Raw genomic sequence first — 12,761 nt, 5'->3', positions numbered from 1 at the left:
CCACGCCCCTAGCGTCACGCCCGAGTGACCGTAAAGGGGAGGAAAAGAGTGCGTAAAACGCTGCCGCTTCTCGGCTCGCACAACGGGGGCCGTGCCGCGCTGACCTGCCGGTTCCGCTGTGGGGACGCCTGTTTTCAGGAGGTGCCCAACACCAGCTCCAACGAGTACGTCGGTGACGTCATCGCCGGTGCGCTGAGCCGCCGTTCGATGCTGCGCACGGCCGCCGTCGTGACCGTAGCCGCGGCGACGGCCGGCACGGTCGTCGGTTCGGGGGCCCCGCAGGCCGCCGCCGCCACGCCGTCGGGGGCTGCAACGGGCGTAGCGCACAAGGGCGAGAAGGGGGCGCGTGGGCTGCGGTTCACGCCCGTCGCGCCGAACACGGCGGACCGGGTCACCGTCCCGGAGGGCCACGCCCAGAACGTCGTCATCAGCTGGGGCCAGCCCATCCTGCGCGGAGCGCCCGCCTTCGACCCGGACAAGCAGTCCGCTAAGGCCCAGGCAGGACAGTTCGGTTACAACAACGACTTCCTGAGCCTCCTGCCCCTGCGCGGTGAGCACGGCCGTCAGGTCCTGGTCGCCAACCACGAGTACACGGACGAGATCCTGATGTTCAAGGGGTACGACCCCGAGAACCCGACGCGCGAGCAGGTGGAGACCGCCTGGGCGGCGCACGGCCTGTCGGTCGTCGTCGTGGAGGAGTCCCGGCGCAGCGGCAAGCTGTCCGCCGTCACGCGCCACCAGCTCAACCGCCGCCTCACCGCCACCAGCGAGTTCCGCCTGTCGGGCCCGGTCGCGGGCAGCGCGCTCGTGCGCACGAAGGCGGACCCGCGCGGCCGTACCGTCCTCGGCACGCTCAACAACTGCTCGGGCGGCACCACCCCGTGGGGCACGACGCTGCACGGCGAGGAGAACTTCAACCAGTACTTCGCGAACGCCGCGAAGGTGACGGACCCGGCGACGGCCGCCCGCCTCAAGCGCTACGGCGTGACCGGTGAGGCCTCCGAGCGCAAGTGGGAGCGGTTCGACGACCGCTTCGACCTGGCCAAGGAGCCGAACGAGGCGAACCGCTTCGGCTGGGTCGTCGAACTCGACCCGTACGACCCGGAGTCGACCCCGCGCAAGCGCACCGCGCTCGGCCGCTTCAAGCACGAGGCCGCGCAGCCGCGCCTGACCGACGACGGCCGCCCGGTCGTCTACATGGGCGACGACGAGAAGTTCGACTACTTCTACAAGTTCGTGAGCAGCAAGCGCGTCGCGAAGGGCCGCTCGCGCGCCGCGCACGAGCACAACCTGACGCTCCTCGACGAGGGCACCCTCTACGTCGCCCGGCTGACCGGCGACTCCCCGGCCGCCGAGATCGACGGCACGGGCAAGCTGCCCGCGGACGGCGAGTTCGACGGCGGCGGCGAGTGGCTGCCGCTCGCCACGGCCGGCCCGCACGGCGCGGTCTCGCACGTCGACGGCATGACGGCGGAGGAGGTCTACCTCTTCACGCGGTTCGCCGGTGACAAGGTGGGCGCCACGAAGATGGACCGCCCCGAGGACATCGAGCCGTCCCCGCACTCCGGCAAGGTGTACGTCGCGCTCACGAACAACTCGGACCGCGGCAAGGCCGGCAAGGCGCCCGCCGACGAGGCGAACCCGCGCAATCTCAACAAGCACGGGCAGATCCTGGAGCTGACCGAGCGCCGGGGCCGCGCCGACGCGAAGACCTTCGGCTGGTCGCTCTTCCTCGTCGCGGGCGACCCGAACGACCCGACGACCTACTTCGCCGGCTTCCCGAAGGACCGGGTCAGCCCGATCTCCTGCCCGGACAACGTGGCGTTCGACCCGCACGGCAACCTGTGGATCTCCACGGACGGCAACGCGCTCGGCACGCACGACGGCCTGTTCGGTGTCGCGACGCGCGGCGAGCGGCGCGGTGAGCTCAAGCAGTTCCTGACGATGCCGAACGGTGCCGAGACCTGCGGTCCGCTGGTGCAGGACCGCCGGGTCCTCGTCTCGGTGCAGCACCCGGGCGAGGTCGACGGCGCGTCCGTCGAGAAGCCGGCGAGCGCGTGGCCCGACGGGCCGGGGAAGATCGTCCGTCCGTCGGTGGTCTCCGTGTGGCGCGAGGACGGCTGCGACATCGGCGTCTGACCGCCAGAAGGCCGCCTCGGGCCGTTACCGCCTCAGGCCGTTGCCGCGTCCGGCAGGCGCTCGCGATACGCGGGGGCCTGCCGGGCCGCTTCCCAGTAGGCGTCCTCCAAGTCCCCGTACACCGCGTCGAGTTCGGCCTCCGTGCGGGCGGCGAGGACGAGGCGTACGCCGATGGGGTCGCCGTCGAGGGGTCGGACGGCCATGTCGGGGCGGGCCCGTGAGGTCGGCTGGCACAGGGTGACGACCTCGCCCGTGGCGACCAGGGACGCCGCCGTGAGGTAGTCGCCGTGCAGGATCCGGGGGTTGAGCCCGGCGGCCCGCAGCACCCGAAGGAGCCCGTGCCACTCGCCGTCCACGGTGGGGTCGACCATCCACCGGTCGTCCGCGAGGTCGGCGAGGCGCACGACCCGGCGGCGGGCGGCCGGGTGGTCGGCGGCCAGGCACACGTACTGCGGTTCGCGTTCGACGAGGACGCGGCAGCGCAGGCCGGGCGGGACGCGCAGCGGGCTGCCCTCGACCTCGTGCACGAACGCCACGTCGAGCTGTCCGTCACTCACGAGTCGCAGGAGCGCGTTCGCGGAGACGTCCATGCGGAGCGTGGGCTCGGCGCCGGGCGGGTGCGCGCGCTGCCGCAGCCGTCGCAGCCAGCCCGGTATGGCCCGGCTCGCCGTGGAGCCGATCCGCAGATGGGGGCCGGCCGCCGCGAGCGCACCGGCCGCCCTGGTCTCGGTGACGAGGGCGCGCATGCCGTCGACGAGGGGGCGGGCCCGGCTGAGGACGACGCGGCCCAGGGGCGTTGCGCGGCACCCGGTGCGCTCGCGGGCGAAGAGCGTGCCGCCGAGCGTGTCCTCGATGCGCCTGAGCTGGGTGGACAGGGACGGCTGGGTCATGCCGAGCAGACGGGCCGCCTTGTGCAGGCTCCCGGTGTCGTCGATGGCGCACAGCGCGCGCAGGTGCCTCACCTCGAGCTCCATGGGCATCGAGCGTAAGCCGGTCACGGAGGTCGCACCAGACGTCCAAATGCGAACTGAAACGGGCGAGTTGGGCGGGTGATAGCCCCGTCCTATCGCCAATTGCCATCATCCCCAGGGGTCCCGGGCGCCTCCACACTCTCCCTCGTACCGAACCGTTCACGTAACCCCACTCACGGAACGAGGAGGAGCCCCCCACATGAAGCTCTCCCTGCGCTACGCCTCGGTCGCGGCCGGCATGGCCCTGGCCGCCGGCGCACTCGCCACCGCGGCCCCCGCGTCCGCCGCCCCGGCCCCGGTCGTCGCCGGCTACACCCACTACGCGGGTTCGGCCGAGGAGGCCGCCGCCAACAAGGCGTTCTTCCAGGCCGTCCTGAAGTCGGTCGCGGAGAAGCGCGCCGCGAACCCGCACGCCGCGTCGGTCACCGTCACGTACGACGCGTCGGGCGCCCCGTCCTTCTCGCAGCAGATAGCCAACAGCACGTCGATATGGAACTCCTCCGTGTCGAACGTGAAGCTCCAGGCGTCCTCGGGCGGCGGCGACTTCTCCTACCGCGAGGGCAACGACCCGCGCGGCTCGTACGCGTCCACGGACGGGCACGGCAGCGGCTACGTCTTCCTCGACTACGCGCAGAACCAGGAGTACGACTCCACCCGTGTGACCGCCCACGAGACCGGTCACGTCCTCGGACTCCCGGACCACTACGAGGGCCCGTGCAGCGAGCTGATGTCGGGCGGCGGTCCGGGTACGTCCTGCACGAACCCGTACCCGGACGCGAACGAGAAGTCCCGCGTCGACCAGCTGTGGGCCAACGGCTTCGCCAAGGCCGTGAAGTCGCTGGAGAAGTCCGCCCAGGCGCGCTGACGGACTGACCGACCCACCCCCCACACCGATGCGGGCCGTCCCCTCCCCGGGCCGGCCCGCATCCGCGTCACACCTTTCTGCGGTCCGGTGACGCGATGGCGCGGGCGGCCGCGACCTCCTGGCGTACGGGTTCCAGGACCCCGTCGCGGTCGGCCTCGCTGAAGTCGACGCGCACCCCCTCCAGGACGTCGGACACGCGCAGCCGTTCGGCCAGCTCCCGCAACTGCTCTGCGGCCTGCGCCACCTCCGCGGGCCCCGGCACCGGCGCCCCCTGCTTGACCCGGATCCGGGCCGCGGTCGTCGCGTCGACGATGCGTTCCACGGCGACGACGAGCGGCCACCAGGCGGCGGCGCGGCGGCCGATGGGCGGCGGTTCGGTCAGGGCGCGCTGGAACTCGGAGCGGATGACGGACAGGTCGCGGTAGAGACGGCGGCGCATCCGGGCGCGGGCGGCCGGGACGTCCGGGTCCGAGGAGGGCCCGAACGCGCGCTCCACGTACGTCGCGGTGTCCGCGACGGCGTCGGCGAGCCGGTCCCCGATACGGGTGTGCCAGCTCTCGGGCCACAGCAGATAACCGGCGACCAGAGCGATGGCGCAGCCCATGAGGCTGTCCAGGAGCCGCGGCAGGACGAGGCCGATGCCCTGGTGGTTGAGGGTGTCGGACAGCAGCAGGATGGCCGGCGTGATGGCCGCGGTCTGATAGCCGTAGCCGCGCGGGGTGAGCGCCGGGATGAGCGCGGCGAGGACCATCATCACGGGCACGTCCCACCACCCGCGGGGCACCTCGGCGAGGACCACCGTGGCGAGTACCAGCCCGACCGCCGTGCCGAGGGCGCGCAGGACGGCCCGGGAGAACACCGAGCCGAAGTCGGGCTTGAGGACGAACGTGATGGTCAGCGCCACCCAGTAGGAGCGCGGGACCGGCACCGTCGAGACGAGGATCTGGGCGATGCCGATGCACACGGCCAGGCGCAGCCCGTAGCGCCAGGAGGCGCCGGACAGCACGAGGTGGCGCGCGGCGCGGGTGGCGCGCACGCGCAGGGCGGCGGGCCGGCCGAGGCGGTCGGCGTCGTGGGTGCGGTGCGTGTCCTTGCTGGTGACGAGGTCGGCCGCGTGCCGCACCGCGTGGTCGACGGCGCGGGCGGCGGGTCCTTCGGGTTCGGGCAGGTCGAGGGGGCCCGCGTCGGTGCTGCCGGTGTCCACCGCGTCGGCGAGGCGGCGTACCGCGTCGGGGACGGCGGCGGGGAGCGGTACTCCGTGCTGGTGGGCGGCGGGCGCGGCCTCGGCGATCGGGGTGAGCGCGTTCAACAGGGCCAGCAGGCGCACCAGTTCGGGGTTGCGGCCGTGGGCGAGGGCGCGCCGGGCGAGGACGAGGTCGTAGGCCTGGTTGAGGGACTGGGTGAGGGCGTAGCGGGTCTCGACGTAGTTCTCGGGGTCGGCCGCCGATGCGAGCATGTTCGCGACGGAGCGGTACGTGGCGGCGACGGCCGCGCGTTCCGGCACCCCGGACCGCATCGGCCAGGCGAGCAGCGCGAGCGCGAGGACGAGGAGTCCGCCGCCGGTCATGAGGAGCGGCGCGAGCCACCACTCGCCCGGCAGGGGCAGCCCGGCGCCGATCACGCAGTTCAGCAGGAGCAGCAGCCCGGACACGGACGCGACCGCGCCGATCGTCGAGATCATCCCGGAGACGAGGGCCACGCCCGTGACGGTGGCGACGGCGACCCAGCCGTGCCCGAACACGAGCGAGCCGACCGTGACGCCGACCGCGCCGAAGAGCTGCGGCACCGCGATGTTGAGGATCCGCATCCGGTAGGCGTCGGCGGTGTCGCCGATGACGCCGGACAGGGCGCCCATCGAGGCGAGCGCCCCGTACGCGGGCTGCCCGGCGGCGAGCCCGATCGCGAGGGGCAGCGACAGAGCGAGGCAGGCGCGCGCGACGGCCGCCCACGGGATCGGCGCGGGGTGCGGGCGCAGGGTCCTGACCAGCCACTCGGGCGGTGCGAGACGGCGTGCCGGGGGCTCGGGGCGCATGCCGTCCATTGAACGCTACGGGCGGCGGGGGGTCAGGACGCCGGTGGCCGGTGGAACGTCAGGTCGACCACGAGCGCGCGGTGGTCCGTGTCGGCCAGCTGGACGAAGCGGGCGGAGCGCGCGGAGAACTCCTCGCTGACCAGCACATGGTCGATCTGGGCGCCGAGCGGCGCGGGGGCGCGCGAGGGCCAGCTGGGGGTGCGGGAGTTCCCGGCGAGGCGGGTGCTGTCGTGCAGGCCTGCGTCGAGGATGCGGCGGAAGGCGGCGTGATCCTGGGTGGCGTTGAAGTCCCCGGCGAGGATCGTCGGCTGCGAGCGGCCGGCGGCGGCGAAGTCGCGCAGCCTGCCCAGCTCGGAGCGCCACAGGCCGACCTGCCGGGGCAGCGGCGGCATCGGGTGCGCGAGCTGGAGCCGCACCGCGTGGCCCTTCACCTCGGCGACGGCGCCTGGCATGCCCATGGTCCCGGGGACACCCGCGGTGGCCTTGAGCGGATACCGGCTGAGGATCACCGACCCCTGCGAACCTCCCGCCTCCACGGCCTGCCGGTACGGGAAGCCGGCGGGCGGCAGCTCACGGCGCAGGGTGTCCTGGCATCCGTAATCGCACTCCTCGACGAACACCAGTGCGGGCCGTTCGCGGCGCACCGCACCCACCAGGGACTCGGTGCCGCGCCCGAACTGGACGTTCGAGGCGAGGACCCGCACCTCGGCGACCGGCAGCCCGCTCGCCTCGGAGTCCTTGAGGTCCTTGCCGTACGGCTCGATGTACCAGGCGAGGACGCCCAGGACGGCGACGCCCCACACCATGCCGATGCGCCGGCGCGCGAGCGCCGTGAGCAGCAGCGCGGCGCCCGTGGGCGCGAGGAGCCAGGGCAGGAACGCCAGGAGCTGCGGGACGGGGGTGACCCCGTCCACGTCCGCGATCCGGCAGCCCATGACCGCGCTGACGCCGGCCAGGAGCAGGCCCGCGGTCCAGGCGGCCAGGGAGCGGCCCGGACCGCCTGGACCGCGGGCCCGGTCGTCGTGGGGGAGGACCGGCGGCGGGCCGGGCGCTTGCGTCACATGCTCCAAGGCCCGGCCCCGCCTTCCGCTCGCTCCGCCGGCCTCCGGCGCCGGAGGCCGGATGCCCGATGCCGGAATCCTCCCTCAAAGACGGGAAGGCGCGGGGAACGGTTGCCCGGTTCAGGTGCGGGCGGCGCTCTTCGGACCCTCGGCCAGCGCCCAGATGACGAAGACGCCGATCCCGATCGCGATGACCGACCAGACGGGGGCGTATGGGAGGAACAGGAAGTACGCGATGACGTACAGCGACGCGAGGCCGATGCCGACGGCGCGCGCCCAGCCGGAGTCCTGGAGGATGCCGTAGCCGGTGATCGTGACGATGACGCCGAGGATCAGGTGGATCCAGCCCCACGTGGTGAGGTTGAAGGCGTACGTGTAGTCGCCGACACGGGTGTACACGTCGTCCTTGGCGAGGCCCGCGATGCCGTTCAGGATGCCCAGGATGCCGCTGACCATCATCAGGACTCCCGCGAACACCGTGCCGCCGCTCGCCCAGCCGCTGCCCGCGCCGTAGCCCAGGGTGGGGTCGGGCTCGGCGGAGTGGTGCTTGCTCGACCAGGTGCCGTGGCCCGGGTCGTGGGGCGTTGTCGGGGTGGGGTTCTCGCTCATTCGGTCCTCCTCGGTGTCACTGGAATGCTCACCCCGGAAGGAGCTGGCCGCATTTCGGGAGGAACCGCCGGGCGCGGCGGGGGCCGGTGGCGCAGGCGTCCCCACAGCCAGGCGCATCCGGCCACGGCGAGGGCTACGCCGGCGGTCCACCAGGACGCGGTGCGCACCGACGAGCTGAGGGCGTCGTAGGCCGCGCCCGCCGCCGGGCGGTCCACGTCCGACGGCAGGTTGTCGAGCGTGAAGGAGCGGCCCGCAGAGAGCGCGACGAGGAGCGCGGCCGCGGCCAGGGCGACGCCGAGCGCCGTCGCGGCCAGGGCGGGCCGGGGGCGCCGGGCGAGCGCGAGGCCCGCGGCGGCGGAGGCGAGCGCCGCGAACGGCAGCCACAGGCCCGCCCGTTGGAGCGGGGGCAGCGACTGCCGCAGCCGGTCGAGGTCGCGCGGGCTCAGCACGATGATCGTGGTGTGCGTGACGGGGATGCGGTCGGTGAACGACACGCCGTTGTCGCTGAGCTGCTGCTTCACCTGCCCGGTGACGGGCGCGAGGTCGATGGTGACCGGGCCTTCGGTGCCGTCGTCGATGGCCTGCTGCACGGCGTCGTGCGCGGCCCGGTTCGCCGTGTTCCACGCGTTCTGGAAGGCGTCGGTACCGGTGAAGGACTCCACGGCGTCCTGCACGAACGCGTCGACGGCCGACTGGAGCGGCCCCGTGTCGAGTTGCGTCATGATGCCGTTCGTGACGGCGTCGGCGACCGCGTCCCGCACGGCCGGTTCCGAGGCGAGCGGAGCCATCGTCGCGACGTACCGGTCACTGTCCCCGACCTCGTACTTCGCCCATACGGAGAGCATGCCGAGCGGCACGAGCAGGCAGGCCAGGACCAGCAGGGCGGCGGACAGGGCTCTTCGCATCACCCTCCCAGGCAAGGGGCGCACGGCAGGGGGCGCCAGCGGGACAGGGCAGATGGCGGGGTCTGCCGTGGAAGGCTCGGCCGAACGGGTGTCGCCCGGTCAGTTCTCGTGTGCGTGAACGGGTGTCACCTGGTCAGTTCTCGTGTGTGTAGTAGCGGTAGAACATCGTCGCGAACACAGCTGCGGCGACGGTCAGTGCCATGATCGTGGACCGCAGGACCGTGGCGTCGGTCAGGCTGTAGAGATAGCCGAACGCGATGCCGGCCCACGCGGCCCAGGCGACGGCGCGCAGTTCGCGCGGCAGCCGGAACGAGGCCCGGTGGATCCCGAAGGTGACCACGGCGACGATGACGCCCGTGAGGACGCCGAACAGGACGTTGCCCGTGGTGATCGGGCTCGGGCTCAGGCTCGGGTAGGCGTCGCGGCGGATGCCCGAGGCCCAGAAGCCGTAGACGATGCCGAGGAGGAGAGAGAGCGCCATCGGGAGCCGGGAGCCGGCTGCCATGGTGCGCAGGCCGGAGGTTCCTGAGGCGGGTGCCGCGTGAGCCATGACGGCTCCTTTCTGCCTTTTCCCCCGTCTTCCATTGACCTCCGTCGCCTTCCGATCCGCAACATTGCGGCCGGTTCCATGCGCGCGCTCTATGCCGCGGGGATACGGGCGAACCGGCCGGCGACGTGCAGATCGGCTTCGATGTGTGCCGCTGTGGCGAGCAGCGCGGGAAGGACCTCGTCCATGACCCGGGCGAGATCGCGGCGGCTGCTGTGCGTGGCGACGTTCACCGCGGCGACGACCTGCCCGGCACGGTCGCGCACCGGCACGGCGACGGAGCGCAGCCCCTCCTCCAGCTCCCCGTCCACGAGTGCGTGGCCCTGGTCCCGTACGTCGTCCAGGAGCGCGCCGAGCCGGTCGGCTCCGGTGACGGTGCGCGGGGTGAGCGGGGTCAGGTCGGCGCGGGCGAGGAACGCGGCCCGCTCCGCCGGGGCGAGATCCGCGAGCAGGACCCGGCCCATGGACGTGGCGAAGGCGGGGAAGCGCGTGCCGACGGAGATGTTCACGCTCATCACGCGGCTGGTCGCGACGCGTGCCGTGTACCGGATGTCGTCACCGTCGAGCACGGTCAGGGACACCGAGTCGTGCAGCTCGGCGGAGAGCGCCCGCATGTGGGGGGTGGCGATCTCGGCCAGGGTCAGCTGGGACAGGGGCGGGAAGCCGAGGGCGAGGACGCGGGGGGTGAGCCAGAAGCCCCGGCCGCGCGAGGCGACGTATCCGAGGTGCTCCAGGGTGATCAGGGCGCGGCGTGCGGTGGCCCGCGCGAGGCCCGTCGCGGCGGCGATGCCGGTGAGGTTCAGCTCGGCGCGGCCGGGCCCGAAGACGGTCAGTACGGCGAGGCCGCGCGCGAGCGATTCGACGAAGTCCCGGCCGAGGCGCTGCTTGGCCTCGGCGGCCCACGCGGCGTCGGGTCCCGGGGCGGGCGTGGAGGCGACCGGCGCGGGGGCGCGCAGCGCCTCCTCCATCTCCGTGACGGCGTTCCGCAGCCGCCCCAGCATCGCCTCGCGCAGTGACGCGGCGGTGTGCCGGCTGGTGTGGCTGACGACGCTGGCCACGCACGCGACGTCCCCGCCGGGGCCCCGTACGGGCACGGCGAGCGCGACGAGACCGGGCTCGATGAGCTGGTCGTCGAGAGCCCAGCCGGTCGCCCCGGCGTGCGCCACACGCTCCTCGAACGACTCCGACTCGGAGGTCGGTTCCGATTTCTCCGTCTCCTGGCGGGGCGGTACCGCGGGGAACCCGTGGTCCTCGGGATCCGCGGCCCGGCGGGCCCGCCACCGCTGCCACATGTCCTCGTCCCACGCGCCCGCGAACAGCGGTCCCGGCGCGGTGCGTTCGGCGGGCAGCAGGTCGCCGATGCGGAAGCTGAGCGACATGGCGCGGCGCCGTGTCGCCTGGTGGATGAAGCGGATCCCGTCCCCGTCGGGGACCGCGAGGGACACCGACTCGTCGAGCTCGTCCGCGAGCCGCTCGGCGCGCGGGCCGAGCAGCGCGGGCAGCCGCAAAGCGCCCAGATAGGCGTTGCCCACGGCCATCAGCGGCGGCGCGAGCGTGGCGTCACGTCCGTCGAGGCGCAGGCAGCCCATGTGCGCGAGGGTCGCGCAGATCCGGTCGACCGTGGACCGCGCGAGGCCGGTCGCCCGCGCGAGCTCGCTGAGGCTCAGCGTGCCGCCTGCGTCGGTGAGCCTCAGCAGCACGTCGATGCCGCGCATCAGCGGCGCGACGGCCTCGGCGGGCCCGGCCGACGGGGTGGGCATGGTGGACATGTGCGATGACCGCTCTCCGTGACGCATTCTCAGGCAACGGTAGAGGAGTCTCCCGCCATCCTCCCCCGGCCCGCGCGGGAGCGTTCAGCGGCCGAGGAGTTCCAGGATCCGGTCGAGGGCCGCGGGGGCGAGATGGCGGCGGAGGGACTCGACGACCTCTTCCGGGGTGCCCCGGCTGTCGATTTTGATTACGCCGTAATCGCGGCGGGCCTTCGGCACGGACGGCGGGGGCGTGCCGGTCTCGCCGGGGAGCGCCTGCTCCTCCTGGGGGAGGCGGGCGATGCGGCGGGCGTCCTCGACCGAGACGCGCCCGTCGGCCAGCGCCTCCTGGAGGTCCTCGCGCAGCTTCATCAGGGACAGCCGCTGCGAGACGAAGCCCTGCGTCTTGCCGATACGGGCGGCGACCTGGCGCTGCGAGTAGCCGTAGCTCTTGATGAGGCCCTGGATGGCCTGGGCCTGCTCCAGCTCGGTCAGGTCGTCGCGCTGGACGTTCTCGATCAGGGCGTCCTCGTCGGTGCGGGACGCGTCCTCGCGCACCAGGACGGGGACCTCGTCCAGGCCCGCCATTCGGGCGGCGGCGAGCCGACGGTGGCCGTGCAGGACCACGTACGGGGCCCGGCCCACCGCCTCCTCGTGGTGCGGGTGCGCCGCGAGGAACACGGCGCGGGGGACCACCCCGAGGGCCTGGAGCACCCCGCGCTCGCGCACCGTCTCGGCGAGCCCTTCCAGGTCGCGCAGCTCGTGGCGCGGGTTGTCGGGGTTCTCGGCGAGGTCGGCGAGCGTGACGGTGACGGGGTGCGCGGCGTCGCGGGAGACGGGCCGCGTGCCTTCGCCGGCGGTGTCCGGGGCCAGGGCCGTGGCCGTGGCCGTGGCGGCGGCGGCGCCGGAGGACAGCAGGGAGGACAGATCGGTACGGCGCCCCATCAGACGTTCACCTTCTTGGCGTTCTTGGCCTTCGTGCTCTGCGCGCTCTTCTTCGTACTCGTACGGGTGCTGCCCGTGGAGCGCTTGGCGGGGGCCGGGATCGCGGCGAGGCCCACCTCCAGGGCGAGGCGGAAGAAGTCCTCGCGGGCCTGGAGCGCGACGCGGTTCGCGCCGTACTGGGTGACGACGAGGCCGTCCGCCGAGGCGCGCGTGTGCAGCTTGTAGTGCCGTACGACCGTGCGGGCCAGCGGCCAGTCCTGGGCCTCGACGAAGGCGCGTGTCTGCTCCAGGTCGGCCTTGCCGTCGCGCGGGTCCCAGTTGTTGATGACCACGCGGTAGGGCAGGCCGCGCGGCTTCACGACGCGCTCGATGGTGCGCTGCGTGGGCTGGAAGCCGAGCGGCTCGGGCTCGATGGGCACGATCACGTCGTGGGCGTTGGACAGGACGGCGCGCAGCGCGTCCGCGGCGGCGCCCTTGCCGAGGGGGTCCTCGCCGGCGGACTCGGCGAGGTCGAGCCAGCCCGGGGTGTCGACGAAGACGTGCTGGGCGGAGGGGATGCGGGAGAGCGCGGCGAGCCCGGCGAGGTCGTCGTGGGCCTGCACGAAGTCGAACGGAAGACCGTCGCCGACGCGCTCCGACCACCACACGGCGGAGCCCTGCGGGTCGATGGAGACGGCGACGACGGGCGGCTGCCCGCCCTCGGTCCCCGCGCCGAGCACGTCCGCGGTCACGGCGGCGAGGTTGACGGCGAGCGTGGACTTACCCACGCCGCCCTTCTGATTGAGGATCACGTGCACGTGGGCCATGCTCACCACACTCCCTGGGAGACCGGCGTAACGCACTAAAATTATGAAACGCGCGAAACGGGTGATTCTGTACCTGGTCACTCTGGCAGTGCGGGCGGGGCGCGCGGAGCGAACACGCCGTGGACGGCGGGTG

At 73.2% G+C, this 12,761-nt stretch carries 11 protein-coding genes; 2 read left to right on the top strand and 9 right to left on the bottom strand.

Annotation, left to right across the window (positions count from 1 at the left end):
• Positions 1–48: 48 nt before the first annotated feature.
• A complete protein-coding gene (locus ACIPWY_RS13855) occupies positions 49–2,139 on the top strand; it encodes a PhoX family protein (RefSeq protein ID WP_401533254.1) in 2,091 nt (696 codons plus the stop codon).
• Between the two features lie 32 nt (positions 2,140–2,171).
• Here ACIPWY_RS13855 and ACIPWY_RS13850 read toward each other — a convergent pair whose 3' ends face one another.
• The gene (locus ACIPWY_RS13850) at positions 2,172–3,113 is read right to left on the bottom strand and encodes a LysR family transcriptional regulator (protein WP_362901396.1); all 942 of its coding nucleotides are present in this window, start codon (positions 3,111–3,113) and stop codon (positions 2,172–2,174) included.
• A 196-nt stretch (positions 3,114–3,309) separates the two neighbouring features.
• Here ACIPWY_RS13850 and snpA point away from each other — a divergent pair, with 196 nt between their 5' ends.
• Positions 3,310–3,975 carry a snapalysin gene (gene snpA, locus ACIPWY_RS13845; protein WP_362901394.1) on the top strand — a complete coding sequence of 222 codons (666 nt, stop codon included), beginning with the start codon at positions 3,310–3,312 and terminating at the stop codon, positions 3,973–3,975.
• A 67-nt stretch (positions 3,976–4,042) separates the two neighbouring features.
• Here snpA and ACIPWY_RS13840 read toward each other — a convergent pair whose 3' ends face one another.
• The 8 genes from ACIPWY_RS13840 to ACIPWY_RS13805 all read right to left on the bottom strand — a co-directional run bounded on the left by ACIPWY_RS13840 (position 4,043) and on the right by ACIPWY_RS13805 (position 12,628).
• A complete protein-coding gene (locus ACIPWY_RS13840; protein ID WP_401533251.1) occupies positions 4,043–6,007 on the bottom strand; it encodes an FUSC family protein in 1,965 nt (654 codons plus the stop codon).
• A gap of 32 nt (positions 6,008–6,039) precedes the next feature.
• Positions 6,040–7,068 carry an endonuclease/exonuclease/phosphatase family protein gene (locus ACIPWY_RS13835; protein WP_401533248.1) on the bottom strand — a complete coding sequence of 343 codons (1,029 nt, stop codon included), beginning with the start codon at positions 7,066–7,068 and terminating at the stop codon, positions 6,040–6,042.
• 120 nt (positions 7,069–7,188) lie between these two features.
• The gene (locus tag ACIPWY_RS13830; protein ID WP_362901390.1) at positions 7,189–7,677 is read right to left on the bottom strand and encodes a hypothetical protein; all 489 of its coding nucleotides are present in this window, start codon (positions 7,675–7,677) and stop codon (positions 7,189–7,191) included.
• Complete coding sequence (locus tag ACIPWY_RS13825) at positions 7,674–8,582, bottom strand: hypothetical protein (protein WP_393699766.1); 909 nt, start codon at positions 8,580–8,582, stop codon at positions 7,674–7,676. Before ACIPWY_RS13825 ends, ACIPWY_RS13830 begins: the two co-directional genes overlap by 4 nt.
• Before the next feature lie 133 nt (positions 8,583–8,715).
• Complete coding sequence (locus tag ACIPWY_RS13820; RefSeq protein WP_362901386.1) at positions 8,716–9,132, bottom strand: hypothetical protein; 417 nt, start codon at positions 9,130–9,132, stop codon at positions 8,716–8,718.
• 89 nt (positions 9,133–9,221) lie between these two features.
• Entirely contained in the window at positions 9,222–10,898 is a 1,677-nt protein-coding gene (locus ACIPWY_RS13815; protein WP_393699372.1) for an IclR family transcriptional regulator C-terminal domain-containing protein, read from the bottom strand.
• A gap of 84 nt (positions 10,899–10,982) precedes the next feature.
• Entirely contained in the window at positions 10,983–11,822 is an 840-nt protein-coding gene (locus ACIPWY_RS13810) for a ParB/RepB/Spo0J family partition protein (protein ID WP_401533245.1), read from the bottom strand.
• A complete protein-coding gene (locus ACIPWY_RS13805) occupies positions 11,822–12,628 on the bottom strand; it encodes a ParA family protein (protein ID WP_362901380.1) in 807 nt (268 codons plus the stop codon). The genes ACIPWY_RS13810 and ACIPWY_RS13805 overlap by 1 nt, the downstream gene beginning before the upstream one ends.
• Between the last annotated feature and the right edge of the window lie 133 nt (positions 12,629–12,761).

This window comes from Streptomyces sp. NPDC090032 (assembly GCF_044748025.1).
Classification (GTDB): domain Bacteria; phylum Actinomycetota; class Actinomycetes; order Streptomycetales; family Streptomycetaceae; genus Streptomyces.
This window is presented reverse-complemented; position numbering and strand designations above follow the sequence as displayed.

What these genes read in the sequence shown, in the direction of transcription:
- ACIPWY_RS13810 (WP_401533245.1), bottom strand. Translation starts at nt 11,822, where the DNA reads ATGGGGCGCCGTACCGATCTGTCCTCCCTGCTGTCCTCCGGCGCCGCC.
- ACIPWY_RS13820 (WP_362901386.1), bottom strand. Translation starts at nt 9,132, where the DNA reads ATGGCTCACGCGGCACCCGCCTCAGGAACCTCCGGCCTGCGCACCATG.
- ACIPWY_RS13825 (WP_393699766.1), bottom strand. Translation starts at nt 8,582, where the DNA reads ATGCGAAGAGCCCTGTCCGCCGCCCTGCTGGTCCTGGCCTGCCTGCTC.
- ACIPWY_RS13815 (WP_393699372.1), bottom strand. Translation starts at nt 10,898, where the DNA reads ATGTCCACCATGCCCACCCCGTCGGCCGGGCCCGCCGAGGCCGTCGCG.
- ACIPWY_RS13805 (WP_362901380.1), bottom strand. Translation starts at nt 12,628, where the DNA reads ATGGCCCACGTGCACGTGATCCTCAATCAGAAGGGCGGCGTGGGTAAG.
- ACIPWY_RS13830 (WP_362901390.1), bottom strand. Translation starts at nt 7,677, where the DNA reads ATGAGCGAGAACCCCACCCCGACAACGCCCCACGACCCGGGCCACGGC.
- ACIPWY_RS13840 (WP_401533251.1), bottom strand. Translation starts at nt 6,007, where the DNA reads ATGCGCCCCGAGCCCCCGGCACGCCGTCTCGCACCGCCCGAGTGGCTG.
- ACIPWY_RS13850 (WP_362901396.1), bottom strand. Translation starts at nt 3,113, where the DNA reads ATGGAGCTCGAGGTGAGGCACCTGCGCGCGCTGTGCGCCATCGACGAC.
- snpA (WP_362901394.1), top strand. Translation starts at nt 3,310, where the DNA reads ATGAAGCTCTCCCTGCGCTACGCCTCGGTCGCGGCCGGCATGGCCCTG.